At 38.6% G+C, this 18,443-nt stretch carries 21 protein-coding genes; 14 read left to right on the top strand and 7 right to left on the bottom strand.

The genetic code is table 11. The features are described from left to right. The first annotated feature begins 31 nt into the window (after positions 1-31). Both QSG86_RS03845 and QSG86_RS03840 read left to right on the top strand, forming a co-directional pair. Positions 32-655: a LysE family transporter gene (locus tag QSG86_RS03845; protein ID WP_317030284.1), complete on the top strand. Its 624-nt coding sequence runs from the start codon at positions 32-34 to the stop codon at positions 653-655. Positions 656-766: 111 nt separating this feature from the next. Then, positions 767-1,387 carry a LysE family translocator gene (locus QSG86_RS03840; protein ID WP_317030283.1) on the top strand — a complete coding sequence of 207 codons (621 nt, stop codon included), beginning with the start codon at positions 767-769 and terminating at the stop codon, positions 1,385-1,387. Between the two features lie 372 nt (positions 1,388-1,759). Here the strand turns inward: QSG86_RS03840 and znuB are convergent, their stop codons facing one another. The 3 genes from znuB to QSG86_RS03825 are packed head-to-tail and all read right to left on the bottom strand — an operon-like array spanning position 1,760 to position 3,840. Continuing rightward, positions 1,760-2,575, bottom strand: coding sequence for a zinc ABC transporter permease subunit ZnuB (gene znuB, locus QSG86_RS03835; protein WP_317030282.1), 816 nt, complete (start codon positions 2,573-2,575; stop codon positions 1,760-1,762). Between the two features lie 3 nt (positions 2,576-2,578). After that, the gene (znuC, locus tag QSG86_RS03830) at positions 2,579-3,361 is read right to left on the bottom strand and encodes a zinc ABC transporter ATP-binding protein ZnuC (RefSeq protein WP_410487442.1); all 783 of its coding nucleotides are present in this window, start codon (positions 3,359-3,361) and stop codon (positions 2,579-2,581) included. Further along, the gene (locus tag QSG86_RS03825; protein WP_317030280.1) at positions 3,346-3,840 is read right to left on the bottom strand and encodes a transcriptional repressor; all 495 of its coding nucleotides are present in this window, start codon (positions 3,838-3,840) and stop codon (positions 3,346-3,348) included. Before QSG86_RS03825 ends, znuC begins: the two co-directional genes overlap by 16 nt. A 138-nt stretch (positions 3,841-3,978) precedes the next feature. Here QSG86_RS03825 and QSG86_RS03820 point away from each other — a divergent pair, with 138 nt between their 5' ends. The 10 genes from QSG86_RS03820 to QSG86_RS03775 all read left to right on the top strand — a co-directional run bounded on the left by QSG86_RS03820 (position 3,979) and on the right by QSG86_RS03775 (position 12,192). Next, positions 3,979-4,818, top strand: a complete 840-nt coding sequence (locus QSG86_RS03820; RefSeq protein WP_317030279.1) for a metal ABC transporter solute-binding protein, Zn/Mn family — start codon at positions 3,979-3,981, stop codon at positions 4,816-4,818. A 170-nt stretch (positions 4,819-4,988) separates the two neighbouring features. Continuing rightward, positions 4,989-5,387 carry an ATP synthase subunit I gene (locus QSG86_RS03815; RefSeq protein WP_317030278.1) on the top strand — a complete coding sequence of 133 codons (399 nt, stop codon included), beginning with the start codon at positions 4,989-4,991 and terminating at the stop codon, positions 5,385-5,387. A gap of 102 nt (positions 5,388-5,489) precedes the next feature. After that, complete coding sequence (atpB, locus tag QSG86_RS03810) at positions 5,490-6,365, top strand: F0F1 ATP synthase subunit A (RefSeq protein WP_317030277.1); 876 nt, start codon at positions 5,490-5,492, stop codon at positions 6,363-6,365. Positions 6,366-6,450: 85 nt separating this feature from the next. Next, entirely contained in the window at positions 6,451-6,696 is a 246-nt protein-coding gene (gene atpE / locus QSG86_RS03805; protein WP_000424060.1) for a F0F1 ATP synthase subunit C, read from the top strand. A 44-nt stretch (positions 6,697-6,740) separates the two neighbouring features. Next, positions 6,741-7,211 (top strand): F0F1 ATP synthase subunit B, encoded by a 471-nt coding sequence (locus tag QSG86_RS03800; RefSeq protein WP_317030276.1) that lies wholly within the window; start codon positions 6,741-6,743, stop codon positions 7,209-7,211. Between the two features lie 12 nt (positions 7,212-7,223). After that, positions 7,224-7,760, top strand: coding sequence for a F0F1 ATP synthase subunit delta (locus QSG86_RS03795; protein ID WP_317030275.1), 537 nt, complete (start codon positions 7,224-7,226; stop codon positions 7,758-7,760). A 62-nt stretch (positions 7,761-7,822) separates the two neighbouring features. Next, positions 7,823-9,367 (top strand): F0F1 ATP synthase subunit alpha, encoded by a 1,545-nt coding sequence (gene atpA / locus QSG86_RS03790; RefSeq protein WP_317030274.1) that lies wholly within the window; start codon positions 7,823-7,825, stop codon positions 9,365-9,367. Between the two features lie 88 nt (positions 9,368-9,455). Next, a complete protein-coding gene (gene atpG / locus QSG86_RS03785) occupies positions 9,456-10,325 on the top strand; it encodes a F0F1 ATP synthase subunit gamma (protein ID WP_317030273.1) in 870 nt (289 codons plus the stop codon). Between the two features lie 26 nt (positions 10,326-10,351). Then, positions 10,352-11,746, top strand: a complete 1,395-nt coding sequence (gene atpD / locus QSG86_RS03780) for a F0F1 ATP synthase subunit beta (protein ID WP_317030272.1) — start codon at positions 10,352-10,354, stop codon at positions 11,744-11,746. Positions 11,747-11,772: 26 nt separating this feature from the next. Next, the gene (locus QSG86_RS03775; protein ID WP_317030271.1) at positions 11,773-12,192 is read left to right on the top strand and encodes a F0F1 ATP synthase subunit epsilon; all 420 of its coding nucleotides are present in this window, start codon (positions 11,773-11,775) and stop codon (positions 12,190-12,192) included. A 90-nt stretch (positions 12,193-12,282) separates the two neighbouring features. On the opposite strand, the gene QSG86_RS03770 is transcribed toward QSG86_RS03775, so the two are convergent. Further along, the gene (locus QSG86_RS03770; protein WP_317030270.1) at positions 12,283-13,170 is read right to left on the bottom strand and encodes an HARLDQ motif MBL-fold protein; all 888 of its coding nucleotides are present in this window, start codon (positions 13,168-13,170) and stop codon (positions 12,283-12,285) included. Between the two features lie 257 nt (positions 13,171-13,427). Here QSG86_RS03770 and adhP point away from each other — a divergent pair, with 257 nt between their 5' ends. After that, positions 13,428-14,459: an alcohol dehydrogenase AdhP gene (gene adhP, locus QSG86_RS03765; protein ID WP_317030269.1), complete on the top strand. Its 1,032-nt coding sequence runs from the start codon at positions 13,428-13,430 to the stop codon at positions 14,457-14,459. Between the two features lie 95 nt (positions 14,460-14,554). Here adhP and QSG86_RS03760 read toward each other — a convergent pair whose 3' ends face one another. Together QSG86_RS03760 and QSG86_RS03755 are read right to left on the bottom strand one after the other, a co-directional pair. After that, a complete protein-coding gene (locus tag QSG86_RS03760) occupies positions 14,555-15,139 on the bottom strand; it encodes a hypothetical protein (RefSeq protein ID WP_317030268.1) in 585 nt (194 codons plus the stop codon). A 187-nt stretch (positions 15,140-15,326) separates the two neighbouring features. After that, on the bottom strand, positions 15,327-15,872 hold the full coding sequence (locus tag QSG86_RS03755) for a glutathione peroxidase (protein WP_317032662.1): 546 nt from the start codon (positions 15,870-15,872) through the stop codon (positions 15,327-15,329). Between the two features lie 368 nt (positions 15,873-16,240). Between QSG86_RS03755 and QSG86_RS03750 the strand changes: the two genes are divergently transcribed. Next, positions 16,241-17,134 (top strand): DMT family transporter, encoded by an 894-nt coding sequence (locus QSG86_RS03750; protein ID WP_317030267.1) that lies wholly within the window; start codon positions 16,241-16,243, stop codon positions 17,132-17,134. A 707-nt stretch (positions 17,135-17,841) separates the two neighbouring features. On the opposite strand, the gene QSG86_RS03745 is transcribed toward QSG86_RS03750, so the two are convergent. After that, complete coding sequence (locus QSG86_RS03745) at positions 17,842-18,411, bottom strand: L-threonylcarbamoyladenylate synthase (RefSeq protein WP_317030266.1); 570 nt, start codon at positions 18,409-18,411, stop codon at positions 17,842-17,844. Between the last annotated feature and the right edge of the window lie 32 nt (positions 18,412-18,443).

Here is an 18,443-nt window from a genome sequence, read left to right as displayed (position 1 = left end):
TTTTATGGTTTTTTTATTGGTGGTGCAAAAGATGGCTTATCAAATGTGGATTGCATTTATGTTGGCATGTTGGGTGATTAGTATTTCACCAGGTGCTGGTGCAATCGCGTCAATGTCCAGTGGATTACATTATGGTTTTCGTCATGGGTATTGGAATGCATTTGGTTTGCAATTAGCATTATTGGTACAGTTTGTCATTGTTGCAGCAGGCGCTGGTGTATTATTTGCAACGACACCGTGGGCCTTTTTAGTGGTGAAATGGTTTGGCGTGGGTTATTTATTATATTTGGCTTATATGCAGTGGACAGCAGCGGTACAGTCAATCGTAATTTACCAGGATGTCACCCATAAATCAGCATTCAAATTGGTATTGAATGGCTTTTTGGTGAATATGAGTAATCCAAAAGCAATTGTATTCTTATTGGCAGTATTGCCACAATTTTTAGATCTTTCGAAACCACAAACAGGACAATATGCTCTAATGGCGATCACTATGATTAGTATTGATTTGATTGTCATGGCTGGATACACCGGTTTGGCTGCGAAAGTACTGAGATTATTAAAATCACCTCAACAGCAAAAATATATGAATCGTACCTTTGCAGCGTTATTTGCTGGAGCAGCTGGATTATTAAGTCTGCTACATCAATCATAAATTCATGCCATATTGTTGCTTTAATTTTTGCTGGTAAATATCTGTACTGATCGATAATGTGTATTTTTTAGTATGAACGCATTTAAATTCTGAATCTCATGGTATTGAGTGATGCATTATTTTGATTTCTATGTCTATGTGATCACGGTGATTCTGATGATTGCGATGCCCGGACCAGTGATGATTCTGGTGGCAAGTGCAGGTTTGCAAGGGGGATATCGTAGTGCATTACGTACAATTGTTGGCACAAATTTAGCTTCACTGGTTTTGATTGCAGTAGCGATTTTGATTTTAAAAGGTTTGTTTAGTCTAGATCAGCTTTGGTTTGTGCTGATTAAGTTGTTGGGCTGTGGTTATATTGCATATTTGGGATGGGGGATGTTAAACGAGTTTTTTCAATCCCAGTTATCATCGACCGAAAAAGTAATCCCTCGTACAGTTGGACTAAAAAAAGGTTTTTTAGTCGGAATTTCTAATCCTAAAGATATTGTATTCTTTTCTGCTTTTTTCCCGCAGTTTATTACAGTACATAGCAATATCAATATCAGTTTAAGCATTTTAGTTTGCACTTGGATTATTTTAGACTTTATCACACTGTCTGTGGTTTATTTTGCTTTTAATCGTTTATCTCAAACAGCTTATTATCAGAAGATATTGGCTTTATGTGGTTTGATCTTAATACTGATTGCTGTATATGGTGCCTATGTCAGTTTAAGTCGCTTATTTTTATAAGTAGGCTATAAAAGCGTAATTTCCTTGTGGATATGGATTTAATTTTGTTTGAGCAAATACTTTATTAAATATATACCAAGCGCTGGATAAGATCCTGTTGGTTTTAAGTGCTTATAAACGCTATGGATCCTGAACCCGTATAGGCTTAGTGATGCAGATACTTGGAGATAAAGCTTTAATCTAGATGCAATGGATTCTGATCATTTGGTATTTAAAGAACGGGTTCATGGTATTAAAATTTTACTGTTTAGTATAATGCGATGATTTTTGTGATGGACACTAGAGCAATACAAGGACTGATTTTGTACTAGATATGACCTTGTGAGAATACTGATCTTTTGGGTATACAGCTCAAGGTCATGCTGACTAGCTTTAAGCCTGGTCGGTGACTACAGGCTTCCTTAATTTTTGTATTAAAAAAATACCACTAAAGATGATGGCCATAGTCAATACAATGGTTAATCCTGTGGATGTGTCTAGAGCAGCACTTGACCATAGACCTATCGTGACACCAAATTGCGCTAAAATAAATGCCCAGATGACCATTTGTTTAGGGGAGTGGGCCAGTAAGCGGGCACTCAGTGCTGGAATGACTAACAATGCACCCATGAGCAGCGAACCTACCGCACGTAAGGCCAAGACGGTAAATAAGGCAAGTAGGAGCATAAAAATTAAGCGTTGCCATTTGGCATTAATTCCCTCACTCATGGCAATATCTGGATCAATAGCAATTTGAATTTGTGCTTGCCAATAATAAGATAATATCGCCAAAGCGACAAAAATAATGATGATAAAAAAGGGTAGATCTGTCCACGCAATTTGTAATAAATCACCAAATAAATAACTGAGTAATTCAGGACGCAAGCTCGGTAAATTTTGGATGAGCAGTAAACCAGAACAGAGCAGGGTTGCGGAACATAACGCCAAAAGGGCATCATTGGGTAATCGTTGGTCGTGCAAGATCCATAAAATTCCAACCAATAAAACTGCTAAAAAACCGACACCAAGCCATAAAGGTAGTTGTAATATACCTGCGATTGCAACACCCAATAATGTGCCATGTGCCATAGTATCGGCAAAAAATGACATACGTCGCCATAGCATTAGACAGCCTAAAGGTGCGGTCAGAAAGACCAATAAGGTACCCATAATCCATGCAGGTAATAAGAGTTCTAACCATTCCATCATGGTTTAAGCTTCCGGTTCGGGGTGGATGTGTGGTTGGGTATTATGCTGGCAAGTGGTTGCAGTATCGCTATGTAAGCAATGGTCATGATGATGCTGATAAAAGACGCGATTTTTGCCAAAAATAGCTTGGTATTCCGGATGCTGTTGTATGTTCTCTGGCAAGCCACTACAGCAGATATGCTTATTAAGGCAAATAACACGTTGCGTTCCTTGCATTACCCATTGCAAATCATGAGAAACAATCAGAATAGCGCAATGATATCGCTCAGGTAAACTCCGTACATAGGCATAGAGTTCTGCTTCAGATTGAATATCTAGACCTTGCATTGGCTCATCTAACACCAATACATCAGGTTGGCGTAATAAAGCACGTGCTAATAAAACACGCTGGCGTTCACCACCAGAGAGTTGCTGCACTTTTGAATTTTGTAGTTTAACAATACCCGTATCGGCAATAATTTCTTGTTTAAATGCGCTTGAACATTTTTCTAGATCAAGTAGATCTTTAACACGTAGAGGTAAACTATGTGATGGATTAAATTTTTGTGGAACATACGCAAATTTTAGGCGATTGGCGTGTTGTATGGTTCCTGAACTGGGTTTTTGAATCCCTAATAGTACTTTTACTAATGTTGATTTACCTGCACCATTTGGACCAATCAGTGTCACAATTTCTTGTTGATAAAGACTGAAGTCAATATTTTTTAAGATCGTTCTACCATCAATATTTACGCTAATTTGGCGTAATTCGATCAGTGGCAAAGAACTTTTTATGGATTGCGACACTGCTGACAAATTCCGGAAATTTCAATAATACTATGATGAACTGTAAAGTGATCTGATGCAGAAAGTGTATTTAATTGTTGCATTAGGCCCTGAGCAGAGGCCTCTTTAACAGCTTTACATTGCATACAGATGAGAAATGCTGCTTGATGGCCTTCACGGGGATGACAGCATGGAATATAGGCATTAATCGAGGTTAAACGATGAATCAAGCCTTTTTCCAATAAAAAATCGAGTGTACGATACACCGTTGGTGGTGCAGCAGGACGATCATCATTACTTTTGATTTTCGCCAAAAGATCATAAGCACCCATAGGGCCAGAGGCTTTGAGAATGAGCGCTAAAACTTCTTTACGTAAAGGAGTTAAACGCGCTCCCATAGTCGCGCAAATGGTTTCAGCTTCTGCTAAGCGTTGGCTTACATTATCATGGTCATGTACGCCATGTAATGTATCATGATGCTCGTGAGAACAAATACTCATAGCCATCTCATTTACTTAGAATTAAAATTAGACTGATTATTTTAGCATGAAGCGAATTGACTTACGAATCTACGTAGGTATTTTTCTTCATGTGTTATATTATAACAAACAGTAAAAGACTTGTTGATGATTTCGCTTATGTCTCGTTTATTTATGTTGTTATCTTTACTGATCTGTAGCTCCTTGGGATGGACCCAGGGATTGGTTGTGTCTACTTATCCTATTTATTTAATTGCCAAACAAGTAACACAAGGTGTGGAACAGCCAACATTGCTACTTGAAAATCAATCTGGACATGATGTGACCTTAACTCCGCTACATCGGAAAATGATCAATGATGCTTCATTGGTGATTTGGCTAGGTCCACAGCATGAGGCACCACTCAGTAAATTACTTGAAAAAAATCCTTTAGCCATTTCCATATTGAATTCAGATCTGGTTCAGACTTTACCACAGCGTAATACGCGGGGTGAAGTACTTGCAAATACCATGAATACTCATGTTTGGTTAGATCCAAACAATGCCATTCGGATTGGTTTTTTTATTGCGGCATTGCGTTCACAGCAACAACCTGAATTTAAAACACAATATTGGAATAATGCACAAAATTTTGCCAAAGATATGTTGGCAGCATCGGCAAAATATCGTCCCGATAGCATGTCTCATCCCTATTGGGCTTATCATGATGCTTACCAATATTTAGAGCGACCACTGAATTTGAAATTTGCTGGTGCATTAACAGCAGATCCTCATGTTGCACCAACTTTAGCACAAATTAAATACTTGAATGATCATCGTCCATATCGTCGTATGTGTCTCTTGGCAGAAGGGCATGCCAGTGCAAATCAATACCAAAAATTACAACCGATTGTGTTTCAAAAGGTCGATGAGAGTATGGCAGGGGAGCAGAATTTTATTCAAGCATGGTCAAAACTTGCAGCAGAAACACAGAAGTGTGTGTTAAGTGAACAGAAGTAATGTGCTTTTTAAACAAATTATACATTTCAGGTTATTTGTTACACATGTAAAAATTCTCGACTAAGGTCGGGAAAAGATTGCATGTTCAGGGGTGTAACTCTATAATGCCTGCGATAAAAAACGATCATCAGTTAAACTTGTCAAGCATTATGCTGTGAATGGATAAGACAATGAGCCCAAATAGGCGCTTGATTGACCGACGATTAGCGAAAGCTTTGGTCTATTTACAAGCATTAATGATTCCTGTTTCTGCCGTGATTGCATGGTGTATCAAGGATTCAACTGCAGCATTAAGTGCGGCACTGGGTGCTTTGGTATGCTGGCTTGCAAGTAGTTATTTTTCATGGCAATCATTTCGTGCCGCAGGCGCGAGAGCATCTAAACAAGTTTTAGCAAACATGTATAGAGGAATGCTGGGGAAGTTTGCAATTTTGATCGTAGGATTCATTTTAATTTTAATCAATGTTAAACCGTTATCCCCGGTAGCATTGTTTTGTGGTTTTATTCTCGTTCAAGCCATGTCGTGGGTCGCTCCATTTTGGGTGTCACGTCTACAACAGCGAGTGTAAACACAACAAAAATTGAAAAGTTTTTGGGGAGATAAGTGAGATATCAAGCAGCACGCGATATTCACTGTCTCTTTAGTATTTGACATTGACCAGGTGTGATTTATGGCTGCTGAAGAACATGCCCTTACTTCGACCGAGTATATCAAGCATCACTTGACCAACATGACCTATGGCAAAATGCCTGATGGTACGTGGAAGTTGGCTGAGACTGCTGATGAAGCTCAACAGATGGGGTTCACTGCTATTCACTTGGATTCAATGGGTTGGTCAATTAGCTTAGGTATTATTTTCTGTTTGCTGTTTTGGATTGTAGCGAAAGCTGCAAACTCTGGTGTTCCAACCAAGTTCCAAGCTGCAATTGAAATCATTATCGAGTTTGTTGACTCAAGTGTCCGTGACACTTTCCATGGCAAATCACGCTTAATTGCGCCATTAGCACTGACCATTTTCGTGTGGATCTTCCTCATGAACTTAATGGACTTAGTCCCAATTGACTTTATCCCGTATACAGCTCAATTGATTGGTGCTCATGTATTTGGCATGGATCCACACCACGTTTACTTCAAGTTTGTTCCAACTACTGACCCGAACGTTACCCTTGGTATGTCATTGTCAGTATTTGTACTTATCTTGTTCTACAGCATCCGTGAGAAGGGTGTTGGTGGTTTTGTAGGCGAATTGGCACTGAATCCATTTAATCCAAGTAACCCAGTTGCAAGAGCTTGCTTAATTCCAGTGAATTTACTCCTTGAATTGGTAACTTTCCTTGCACGTCCAGTTTCATTGGCTCTTCGTTTGTTCGGTAACATGTATGCAGGTGAATTGATCTTCATCTTAATTGCATTATTACCGTTCTGGATTCAATGGGCGTTATCTGTGCCTTGGGCGATCTTCCACATTCTTGTTATTACGTTGCAGGCATTTATCTTTATGATGCTGACCATCGTATACTTGAGCATGGCAAGCGAAAAACATTAATGGTATTGCCTCGTTATATTTGAAGATAGCGAGGCACAAATTTTTACTTTAATTGGGTATAAACCTAACCTCTGAGGAATTTTTCATGGAACTCACTTTAGGTCTAGTTGCAATTGCATCTGCTATCTTGATTGCTTTTGGTGCTTTAGGTACAGCGATTGGTTTCGGTCTTTTAGGTGGTCGCTTTTTAGAAGCTGTTGCTCGTCAACCAGAATTGGCGCCACAACTTCAAACTCGTATGTTCTTAATCGCGGGTCTTCTTGATGCTGTGCCTATGATTGGTGTTGGTATTGGCTTGTTCTTCATCTTCGCTAATCCATTTGTAGGTTAATCAGCTTAATTCCGAAAAATCCACTATTTGAGGAATAGAGAGCAATGAATATCAACCTCACATTGATTGGCCAAGCGATTGCATTTGCGATTTTTGTCGCATTCTGCATGAAGTTTGTTTGGCCACCACTAATCAATGCGATTAGTGAGCGTCAGCGTAAAATCGCTGATGGCTTAAATGCTGCTGACAAAGCGAAAGCTGATCTTGCTGATGCGCAAGCTCAGGTAAAAGTTGAGTTAGATGCAGCAAAAGCACAAGCGGCTCAATTGATCGAACAAGCGAACCGTCGCGCAGCGCAATTGGTAGAAGAAGCTCGTACTCAAGCAACTGCTGAAGGTGAGCGTATTCGTCAACAAGCGAAAGAAGCTGTTGATACAGAAATCAATGCTGCTCGCGAAGAATTACGTCAACAAGTTGCTGCACTTGCAGTTGCTGGTGCTGAGAAAATTCTTAGCCAGCAAGTTGACGCAGAAGCTCACAATGCCATGCTTACTCAGCTGGCTGCTAAACTTTAAGCGAGGCGGATTATGGCTGAACTCTTGACGTTGGCACGCCCATACGCAAAAGCAGCATTTGCTTACGCATCTGAGCAAAGTGCAACTGACAACTGGTCAAATGCACTTCAATTGCTCAGTGCTGCGGTACAAGATGAAGCATTTTCAGCTTACTTAAATCGCCCGGAGCTTACTCCTGCAGAGCAGGTAAGTGTTTTTGCGAAAGTATTGGGTGAAGAGCAAACGGCGGCGGTGTCAAACTTTTTGACATTGCTTGCAGAAAATAACCGTTTGGCACTTCTTCCAGATATTCAAGTGGAATACGAACAGCTCAAATCACAAAATAACAATAGTGTGGATGTGGTGATTGAATCAGCATTCCCATTAACTTCAGTACAGGAACAATTACTGACTACTGCATTAGAGAAAAAATTCGAAGCAAAGGTAAGTGTGACTGTTGAAGTAAATCAGGCATTAATTGCTGGTGTTGTTATTCGTGCAGGCGACCAAGTGATAGATGATTCTGCGCTTAACAAGCTTGAAAAAATGCGGACACGTCTTCTTGCGTAATAGAGCTTGAAAATAGCTGCGTATAAAAAGACTGAACTTAAAAAAGATTGAGGTATAGCGCAATGCAACAACTGAATCCATCCGAGATCAGTGCGCTCATTAAACAGCGTATCGGCGATCTGGACACCAGCGCGACTGCAAAGAACGAAGGAACCATTGTTATGGTTTCCGACGGTATTGTGCGTATTCACGGCCTTGCTGACGCAATGTACGGTGAAATGATCGAATTCGACGGCGGCTTATACGGTATGGCACTGAACCTAGAACAGGATTCAGTGGGCGTCGTTGTTTTAGGAAACTACTTAAGCCTTCAAGAAGGTCAAAAAGCTCGTTGTACAGGTCGTGTATTAGAAGTTCCGGTTGGTCCAGAACTTTTAGGCCGTGTAGTCGATGCTTTAGGTAACCCAATTGATGGTAAAGGCCCAATTGATGCAAAACTCACTGATGCTGTTGAAAAAGTAGCACCAGGTGTAATTTGGCGTCAATCAGTGGATCAACCTGTACAAACTGGTTATATTTCAGTAGATACAATGATCCCTGTTGGTCGTGGTCAACGTGAGTTGATTATTGGTGACCGTCAAACTGGTAAAACAGCAATGGCGATCGACGCGATCATCGCACAGAAAAATTCTGGCATTAAATGTATTTATGTCGCTATCGGTCAAAAACAATCGACCATTGCGAACGTAGTACGTAAGTTAGAAGAAACTGGTGCTATGGCGTATACAACTGTTGTAGCAGCAGCTGCAGCCGATCCAGCAGCAATGTTGTATTTGGCTCCATACTCTGGCTGTACAATGGGTGAATACTTCCGTGACCGCGGTGAAGACGCATTGATCATTTATGATGATTTGTCTAAACAAGCAGTTGCTTATCGTCAAATCTCATTGCTTTTACGTCGTCCACCAGGTCGTGAAGCTTATCCAGGTGACGTATTCTATTTACACTCACGTCTTCTTGAACGTGCTTCTCGTGTATCTGCTGAATATGTTGAGAAATTCACTAACGGTGAAGTGAAAGGCCAAACAGGTTCATTAACTGCATTACCGATTATTGAAACTCAAGCTGGTGACGTATCTGCATTCGTACCAACGAACGTAATTTCGATTACTGATGGTCAGATCTTCCTTGAAACATCATTATTCAATGCGGGTATTCGTCCTGCAGTGAACGCAGGTATCTCGGTATCTCGTGTTGGTGGTTCTGCACAAACGAAGATCATCAAAAAATTGTCTGGTGGTATCCGTACCGCTTTAGCACAATACCGTGAATTAGCAGCATTTGCTCAGTTTGCTTCAGATCTTGATGAAGCAACCCGTAAGCAGCTTGAACATGGTCAACGTGTAACTGAGTTAATGAAGCAAAAACAATATGCTCCTTACTCAATTGCTGACCAAGCTATTGTAGTTTATGCATCAAACGAAGGCTATATGTCTGACGTTGACGTGAAGAAAATTGTAGATTTTAGTGCTGCATTAATTCCTTACTTCCGTTCAGAGCATGCTGCATTGATGCAAAAAATCGATGAAACTGGTGCTTATGACAAAGACATCGAAGCTGAATTCAAAGCAGGTATTGAAAGCTTTAAAGCGACTCAAACTTACTAAGATTCAACGATGTTGAATTTAGTTTTGGTTTGGTTCACGGATCAACCTTCGAGAGCTCGTCAGGGCTTTCGAATACTAGGTTAAGCGTATGGCAAATTTAAAAGAAATTCGCGCCAAAGTAGCTAGTATCAAAAGCACGCAGAAAATTACTCGCGCGATGCAGATGGTAGCAGCTTCTAAGATGCGTCGTGCGCAAGAGCGCATGGCTCAAGGCCGTCCGTATGCCGAAAATATGCGCCGTGTAATTGCTCATTTAGTACAAGCAAATCCTGAATATAAACACCGTTATATGGTTGAGCGTCCAGTAAAACGCGTTGGCTATATTATTGTGTCTTCAGATCGCGGTTTAGCAGGTGGTTTGAACATTAACTTGTTCAAGAAAGTTGTTAAACATGTACAGCAACAACAAGAGCAGTCAATTGAAGTTCAATTTGCTTTGATTGGTCAAAAAGCGGTTTCGTTTTTTAAAAGCTACGGCGGTAAAGTGCTTGGCGCAACTACAAATGTAGGTGATGCACCAAGTCTTGAACAGTTATCTGGTTCTGTGCAAGTGATGTTAGATGCGTTTGATAAAGGCGAATTAGATCGTATTTATCTCGTATCAAACGGCTTTGTCAATGCCATGACTCAAGATCAAAAAGTGGAACAACTTGTTCCTTTAGCGGCAGCTGAAGATGACGAGAATCTTAATCGTCAATATGGTTGGGATTATATCTATGAGCCAGAAGCTGAAGAGCTTTTAAATGGCTTATTGGTTCGCTATATCGAGTCTGTGGTATATCAAGGTGTGATTGAAAATATCGCATGTGAGCAATCTGCTCGTATGGTTGCAATGAAAGCTGCAACTGATAACGCAGGTGAGCTTATTAAGAGCCTACAACTTATTTATAACAAGCTGCGTCAAGCCGCGATTACTCAGGAAATTTCTGAAATCGTTGGTGGTGCCGCTGCCGTTTAACATTATTTTGAAATGAGGAGACAGCAATGAGTAGCGGTCGTATCATTCAGATCATCGGCGCGGTTATCGACGTCGAGTTTGAACGCAATAGCGTTCCAAAGATCTATGACGCTCTCCATGTTGATGGTACTGAAACGACTTTAGAAGTTCAGCAACAACTTGGTGACGGTGTTGTACGTACAATTGCGATGGGATCAACTGAAGGTCTTAAACGTGGTTTAAATGTAACCAATACCAATGCACCAATCTCTGTACCTGTTGGTACAGCGACACTTGGTCGTATTATGGATGTTCTTGGTCGTCCTATCGATGAAGCTGGTCCAGTTGCAACTGAAGAGCGTTTGCCAATTCACCGTCAAGCACCTTCTTATGCTGAACAAGCAGCGTCTACTGACCTTTTAGAAACAGGTATTAAAGTCATTGACTTACTTTGCCCGTTTGCGAAAGGTGGTAAAGTTGGTTTATTCGGTGGTGCTGGTGTTGGTAAAACTGTCAACATGATGGAATTGATCAACAACATCGCAAAAGCTCACTCAGGTTTATCTGTGTTTGCTGGTGTTGGTGAGCGTACTCGTGAAGGTAATGACTTCTATCACGAGATGAAAGATTCTAACGTTCTTGATAAAGTAGCAATGGTTTACGGTCAGATGAACGAGCCACCAGGTAACCGTTTACGCGTTGCGTTAACTGGTTTGACCATGGCTGAATATTTCCGTGATCAAAAAGATGAAAATGGTAAAGGTCGTGACGTATTATTATTCGTTGACAACATTTACCGTTATACACTAGCAGGTACTGAAGTATCAGCACTGCTAGGTCGTATGCCATCTGCAGTAGGTTATCAGCCAACTCTTGCAGAAGAGATGGGTGTTCTTCAAGAACGTATTACCTCTACTAAGTCTGGTTCTATTACGTCAATTCAAGCGGTATACGTACCTGCCGATGACTTAACAGATCCATCACCAGCAACAACGTTTGCTCACTTAGATGCGACTGTTGTATTGAGCCGTGATATTGCATCTCAAGGTATTTACCCTGCGATCGATCCACTTGACTCAACTTCACGTCAATTAGATCCACTGGTTGTGGGTACTGAGCATTACGAAATTGCACGTTCAGTTCAAAACGTTCTTCAACGTTATAAAGAATTGAAAGACATTATCGCAATTCTTGGTATGGACGAATTGTCAGAAGAAGATAAACTTATCGTTTATCGTGCACGTAAGATTCAACGTTTCTTCTCTCAACCGTTCCACGTAGCAGAAGTGTTTACAGGTGCGCCTGGTAAACTTGTACCGCTTAAAGAAACTATTCGTGGCTTTAAAGGTCTTCTAGCTGGTGAATACGATCACATTCCAGAACAAGCGTTCTATATGGTTGGTGGTATTGACGAAGTGATTGCTAAAGCCGAGAAACTTTAATTAGCTACCTAATTTAGGAGGTTCTCATGGCGACAATGCAATGTGATGTTGTTAGTGTAAAAGAGTCATTATACTCTGGCACAGTGACTATGCTAATTGCTAGAGGTGCTGGTGGTGAGCTGGGTATCATGCCTGGTCATACACCGCTAGTAACTTTGCTCAAGCCAGGCGCAATTCGTGTTTTGCTTGAAAATGGTACAGAAGAGTTGATCTATGTATCTGGTGGTGTTCTAGAAGTTCAACCGCATGTGGTTACGATTCTTGCTGATACAGCAGTTCGTGCGACTGATTTAGATGAAGCTGCAATTATTGAAGCACGTAAAAATGCTGAGCAATTGCTTGCAAATCAAAAGAGCGACTTGGATTCAGCTGCTGCATTGGCTGCGCTTGCAGAAACTGCTGCACAATTGGAAACGATCCGCAAAATCAAAAACCGCGCACAATAAGTGTTGGTTTGAGATAAAAAACCACCCGAAAGGGTGGTTTTTTTATGTCCAAATTTACATGGCGAGATATAGGATAATCCGTGTATTATTTTATTGCTGTTGTTCAGCCAATTGTTTTTCAAAAGCGATTTTACCTTCTGCAACATAGTGTTGTAATGCATGTTGATCAATAAAGGCATTTGGGTTGCCAGCTTGTAATTGTTGTCGTTTCTTTTGCATATCAAAGCGGTCAGCTTTATTGGCAAGGAAAATATCAACATGAATTGAGTTGAGCTTAGCTAGAGTTTGTTGCATATCTTGCACAATATTGGGATAGTTTTTGTTATTGATCAGGTAATAACCACCAGTAAATAGACTATCTGCATAAATTACACGATAGTTTTTACCTTGATGAGAAATATTTGTGGTCCATGAGGTAGAGCCAGGAAGATGGCCAGGAGTTAGATGAGCAGTGAAGATCTGTTGACCTAAAGTAATTTGATCTCCATCTTTAACGATAATATCAGCGCTTACTGCTGGAAATGGCAGTTGATTGCCCAATGCAAAATCTGTCGCTGCGCCATTTTTAAGCATTTTAGCATTTTCTGCACTGGCGACGAGTTGAGCGCCTGTCCATTGCTTTAATTTGGAAAATCCACCGGCTTGATCTAGTCTGGCATGACTATTAAGCAAGTATTTAACATCCGTTATTTTAAATCCTAATTTTTCAATATTTTGCTTAATTTGTATTGCTGACTGATCCATGCCACTGTCAATCAGGACTAAACCAGCACCAGTATCAATCAATATTGATGAAAGATTTTCTGTTCCGACATAATACAATTGATTTACGATCTGAAATGGTTCTATTGGGGTATTCCAGCCTTCAAATAGACTTAAAGGTGGGGCAGGAGTCAACGGTTGCTCCGCAACAAATTCTGCATGTAAAGGTATACTGGCACAGCATAATACGGTGAGAATGGCGCTGCGAAATTTCATGAAACATCCTTAGTTTTAATGTGAAGTCATAGAATAAGTTGACTATTTTATCGAACAGAATGACATTCACCAATCAATAACTCTTGCGATCACACGATTCAATCCTGCATCTTTGTAACTATTCTTTGGTTTAGTTATGATTTTTGCAAATCATCATATGGATGAATAATCTGCTTATGTAGCATAAGACAGATTCATTCAGGTCCACTGAATTGAATTGTATATAACGTGAATAAATAAATTAAAAGGAAAATAATATGGCGCAATTAATGAAAGCCGCAGTGGTGACAGAATTTAATCATCCATTAGAAATTAAACAGGTTGAGATTCCCAAAATTCAGTCAGGAAAAGTTTTGGTCAAAATGATTGCCACAGGAGTATGTCATACAGATTTACATGCAATGCATGGTGATTGGCCAGTTAAACCCACATTACCTTTTATTCCTGGGCATGAGGGAGTAGGAGAAGTTGTTGAAATTGGTGAGGGCGTTACCCATTTAAAAGTGGGTGATATTGTGGGTATTCCTTGGCTTTATTCAGCATGTGGACATTGTGATCATTGTTATGCGGGTTGGGAAACCTTATGTAAACAACAACAGAATTCTGGTTATTCAGTGAACGGTAGTTTTGCTGAGTATTGTTTAGCAGATGGTGATTATGTTGGTGTAATTCCATCAGGTGTTAATTTATTAGAGATAGCGCCAATTTTATGTGCTGGTGTCACTGTCTATAAAGGCTTAAAGATGACAGATGCCAAGGCTGGCGATTGGGTAGCAATTTCTGGTATTGGTGGTTTAGGACATGTAGCGATTCAATATGCAAAAACCATGGGATTTAATGTTGTTGCCATTGATATTGATGATTCCAAACTAGAACTGGCAAAAACATTGGGTGCCGATGTGGTGGTGAATGCTGCTCAAACAGATGTTAAACAAGCGGTCTTAGCAGCAACAGGTGAAGGTTGTCATGGTGTTTTGGTGACTGCTGTTTCACCCAAAGCCTTTGAGCAAGCTGTATCCATTATTCGTCGTGGCGGTACCATGGTATTAAATGGTTTACCACCAGGTAAATTTGATTTGTCGATTTTTGATATGGTTCTAGAAGGTATTACGGTACGTGGCTCAATTGTGGGTACACGTCTAGATCTTAAAGAGGCACTTGATATTGCTGCTAAGGGTAAAGTAAAAGCACATATTAATGTTGAACCACTTGAAAATATTAATGATATTTTTGAGCGTATGGAAAAAGGTAAAATTGATGGCCGAGTTGTCGTTGATTTAAGTCTTTAAGTTTATTCAAGCCTATTGCTGGATAAAGACCAATTTAATCATTAAATTGGTCTGGTGAGAAAATGATTTACCTTAAGCACCTTCTATAGATGTACTTAAGCATCTTCTATAGATGTATCTGTATGAGGTGTTTGTTCACTTAGTAGCAAAGCGGCAAGTTTAAGCATTTCTGTTTGTACACTATTTATTTGCTGTTCAAGTTTTTTAAAATCCACTTGAGTCAGATGAATTTGTCCATTTAAAAAAGGTGAAGCTAATATTTGCTGATTGGCAATCATCATTTTCTGGCGAATTTCGTTAATTTCCTGACTTTTTAGATCCAATACATTTAAAGTTTGATTAAGTTGATGCAGTTGTGTCTGTAGCTGTTCTGCAGTTGTCTGTAATGTTATTGAATCTTGCATGTTGACAGCATCTTTGAGTTGCTGCTGTGTTTGTTGTAGTTGTTCAATATAATTGCCTGCTTTTAATTGTAAATTAGCAATGTCTTGTACTATATCTAATAGCTTACCGCTTGTTCGCTGTTGTTGAGTATCCAGTGTTGTCGATATCGTTTGTTGATCATTGTCAGCTGAATTATTCTCTGATGATAAATGCGTTTGGTCGCAGGCTGCTAATAGCAGTCCAAAACTAAATAATGATAACGATATGATGCTATTTTGCAAAAATTGTTTATTCATAATCAACGTGTAGCTAAATTTAGTTTTGACTATAAATTTGGATCATGGAGAAAAATGTTATAATTACAAAAAATTAACAAATTCAATTAATAATAAACCATCAATTAAATCTGTTAATATCAGCTGATCGATAACAAAAGTCACCATGATGTGGTGCTTTTGTTATGGTCAATGTGATTGATCGTAATTATTGAGCAAGCTCTTGATCAATTAAATCTAATAATCTTGGATCATCTGCACCAATATCAGGTGCAAAACGAGCAATGACTTGTCCTTTTTTATTGACAAGAAACTTTTCAAAATTCCATAAAACTTCTGGCGGAGAATTCGGTGTTAAACCATAGTTTACTAAGTCATTCCACCATGGGCCTTCCCCAATACGCTCAGGTACTTGTGTCGTTAAATATTGATAGAGCGGATGTTTATTTTCACCAACAATGGTGATTTTAGAAAATAATGGAAAATCAACTTGATAATTTAAACTACAAAAAGCTTGAATATCCTCATTTGAACCCGGTTCTTGCTGTAAAAAATCATTACAAGGAAAGGCTAAGATTTCAAAATCAGTATCTTTTTTATTGTGGTAAAGTTGTTGTAAACCTTCATATTGAGAGGTTAATCCACATTTGGATGCAACATTAACAATAAGTAAGACTTTATCTGCAAAAGGTTGTAGCGTGGTTTCTTGACCATCAATGGTTTTGACTGAAATATCGTATATTGAGCTCATAATCAATTCATCCTAAATATATGCATAGATGTTGTAGCTTTATTTTTTAAGCTAAGCAAGTTGTATTGATATTGATTTTATGTAGCCGCATCGTTTTCACTTGAAAATATCGTATGGATGGTACTTTTTCAGCATTATCTCTAATGCAATCTTTTCTATTTATCTGATGTAAATATTGATGAATACAACATGATGTGAACTGTTTTATGATGATTATTTGCTTGATTTAAGCACGATATAATCAATCTTGTGTCAAATACTTGGCATAATAGTGTTACACAATCTCTTGATTTTGAATTGCTTTAGATTAAAGTTGAATATTTATTAAAATTATTCACAATAGGATTCAATTTATTATTTAGCTCATTCATATGTCATTCCCCTATAAAAATATCCAAGCAGCAATATTTTTCCCTTTAATTGCTGTATTAATTTGGTCTTTAAATATAGTGGTGACACGTTATGTGACAGAGTTTATTTCACCACTGAGTATCAGCTTTTATCGTTGGTTGATTGCCTGTATTATTTTGACGCCATTTTTATTGCCAAAAGTTTGGCGGCATCGTATGTTGGTTTGGCAGCATTTATGGCAACTGGCAGTATTGGCTGCCTTTGGTATGTTGCTTTATCAAGGTCTAAGTTATAGTGCAGCACATTATACCTCTGCGACCAATATGGGTATTATTAATGCCTTTATTCCAATATTTACTATCTTTATTTCGATTGTGATTTTAAAAGAATGGCCGAATCGTTTTGCCATCATTGGTAGTGTAATTTCGTTTAGCGGTCTATTGTTAGTGATTGCGCAAGGCAGCCTTATGCAGTTGTTACAATTAGGACAGCATACGGGTGATCTGATGATGATTGCTGCAGTCTTTTTTTATGCATTTTATGGTGTATTTTTAAAAAAATGGCAATTACAAATTCCATTATTCATTAGTTTATATGTGCAAATAGTTTTTGCTGTTTTATATCATATTCCCTTGGTCGCATGGCAAGGACTGGATTATATCCGCCCAGATAATGTCTGGAGTGTACTTTATGCTGGTGTTTTTCCATCATTGATTGCACCTTTATTATGGATGTTGGCTGTTCAGCAATTAGGGCCAAATCGAACCAGTATTTTTATGAATTTAATGCCTATCTTTACTGCAATTATTGCCTATGTATGGTTAAGTGAACAATGGAGCATTTATCATACCGTAGGGACATTGATGGCAATTGCTGGGGTAGGATTGGCACAGAAAAAAATAAGGACCAATTGAGTATCGGATATTTAAAACGGATGATTGATTTGCAATTAAGTATGGGCTTAATCGATATAAAGTGGCCAGTATGAGTAATATGATTAAATATTAAGCTTATATATGATGGTTTGTTTGATTTTTTTTTGATCGATAAAAGATCATAATAAACTAAAATGTATTAGTTATATTACCATGCATAATTTTTATCTAAATGAGATATTGCAAAAAAATATCAGTAAAAGAGTAAGATATTTTTACTAATAGTTTAAAATTTCATCTAAATTATAGTTTTTAAGTTTTTTGTAATAGTTATTTTGTATTTCTACTCAAAATCAGAATACTAGATAATGCCCTCCATTGAATAAATCAACATTTATCATGAAAAATGTTGTTATTCATCAGAGATTTCAGACCCTCTGGATGTGATTCACATCCTTTTTTATGCTCAACCATCCCTATATGGTTGGGCTTTTTTTTGTCTAAATATTCAACAATGATTGCTTTTTTTATCAGCAAATGACTTGATAAAGTGGTTCAAATTTATGAAAAGCTTAGTTTGCATCTTATAAAACAGCAAATAAGAATTGATACTGATGATTGATAAAAAACTGAACACCATAATATATTCAATCCGCTTACAGCATTATCTTTATATCAATTTAAGCGATTTTTTTTCATTTGATTTCACAGCGTCATGTAGATCAAAGATACGGATTTATCTTGCATTAAGCACGGATAACGATTCCTGTTTCAGCATCAATAATTTTACTGGGTTCATGGCTTAAACCTAAATCACCATTTAAGTAATTTAATTCGGTTTGAAAGTAAGCATTGGCTTCTTGTAAGGAACGAGCAGGCTCTAGACCTGCAATATTGGCACTGGTTGAGACAATAAAGCCATTAAATGAATTACAAAGTGCCACACATAAAGGATGTGTTGTTACACGAACGGCAACTTTGGCATGATTGCCTTTAATCCATTGAGGAATATCATCACCAGCAGGTAAAAGCCATGTTGTGGCTCTTTCAGTGGGTTGTCGATTACTCCATGAAGCAATTATTTTTTGTTGTATTGCCGGATCAATATGCTGAAGTAAATGTTCAACTTGTGAGATATGACCAGCAAGTAAAATGACACCCTTTTCAATCGGGCGTTGTTTTAATTTTAAAATCTGCTGAAATGCCTGTTGCTGATAAGGATCACAGCCTAAACCCCAAACAGCCTCTGTTGGATATGCTAAAACCTGTCCTTCTTTTAGACATTTTGCAGCTTCTGTAACAGAGGTTGTAATCATGACCAGATCACCTTGATAAAATAAAAATACTA

The sequence above is a fragment of the Acinetobacter sp. SAAs474 genome (assembly GCF_032823475.1).
GTDB lineage: Bacteria > Pseudomonadota > Gammaproteobacteria > Pseudomonadales > Moraxellaceae > Acinetobacter.
The sequence above is the reverse complement of the archived record's forward strand: the minus strand, read 5'-3'. Positions and strand labels throughout refer to the sequence as shown.

Coding starts and splice junctions, on each gene's coding strand:
- QSG86_RS03800 (WP_317030276.1), top strand. CDS start 6,741: ATGAATATCAACCTCACATTGATTGGCCAAGCGATTGCATTTGCGATT.
- atpE (WP_000424060.1), top strand. CDS start 6,451: ATGGAACTCACTTTAGGTCTAGTTGCAATTGCATCTGCTATCTTGATT.
- atpB (WP_317030277.1), top strand. CDS start 5,490: ATGGCTGCTGAAGAACATGCCCTTACTTCGACCGAGTATATCAAGCAT.
- QSG86_RS03845 (WP_317030284.1), top strand. CDS start 32: ATGGCTTATCAAATGTGGATTGCATTTATGTTGGCATGTTGGGTGATT.
- QSG86_RS03775 (WP_317030271.1), top strand. CDS start 11,773: ATGGCGACAATGCAATGTGATGTTGTTAGTGTAAAAGAGTCATTATAC.
- adhP (WP_317030269.1), top strand. CDS start 13,428: ATGGCGCAATTAATGAAAGCCGCAGTGGTGACAGAATTTAATCATCCA.
- QSG86_RS03750 (WP_317030267.1), top strand. CDS start 16,241: ATGTCATTCCCCTATAAAAATATCCAAGCAGCAATATTTTTCCCTTTA.
- QSG86_RS03840 (WP_317030283.1), top strand. CDS start 767: ATGCATTATTTTGATTTCTATGTCTATGTGATCACGGTGATTCTGATG.
- QSG86_RS03795 (WP_317030275.1), top strand. CDS start 7,224: ATGGCTGAACTCTTGACGTTGGCACGCCCATACGCAAAAGCAGCATTT.
- QSG86_RS03820 (WP_317030279.1), top strand. CDS start 3,979: ATGTCTCGTTTATTTATGTTGTTATCTTTACTGATCTGTAGCTCCTTG.
- QSG86_RS03815 (WP_317030278.1), top strand. CDS start 4,989: ATGAGCCCAAATAGGCGCTTGATTGACCGACGATTAGCGAAAGCTTTG.
- QSG86_RS03770 (WP_317030270.1), bottom strand. CDS start 13,170: ATGAAATTTCGCAGCGCCATTCTCACCGTATTATGCTGTGCCAGTATA.
- atpG (WP_317030273.1), top strand. CDS start 9,456: ATGGCAAATTTAAAAGAAATTCGCGCCAAAGTAGCTAGTATCAAAAGC.
- atpD (WP_317030272.1), top strand. CDS start 10,352: ATGAGTAGCGGTCGTATCATTCAGATCATCGGCGCGGTTATCGACGTC.
- QSG86_RS03760 (WP_317030268.1), bottom strand. CDS start 15,139: ATGAATAAACAATTTTTGCAAAATAGCATCATATCGTTATCATTATTT.
- atpA (WP_317030274.1), top strand. CDS start 7,823: ATGCAACAACTGAATCCATCCGAGATCAGTGCGCTCATTAAACAGCGT.
- QSG86_RS03825 (WP_317030280.1), bottom strand. CDS start 3,840: ATGAGTATTTGTTCTCACGAGCATCATGATACATTACATGGCGTACAT.
- znuB (WP_317030282.1), bottom strand. CDS start 2,575: ATGATGGAATGGTTAGAACTCTTATTACCTGCATGGATTATGGGTACC.
- QSG86_RS03745 (WP_317030266.1), bottom strand. CDS start 18,411: ATGATTACAACCTCTGTTACAGAAGCTGCAAAATGTCTAAAAGAAGGA.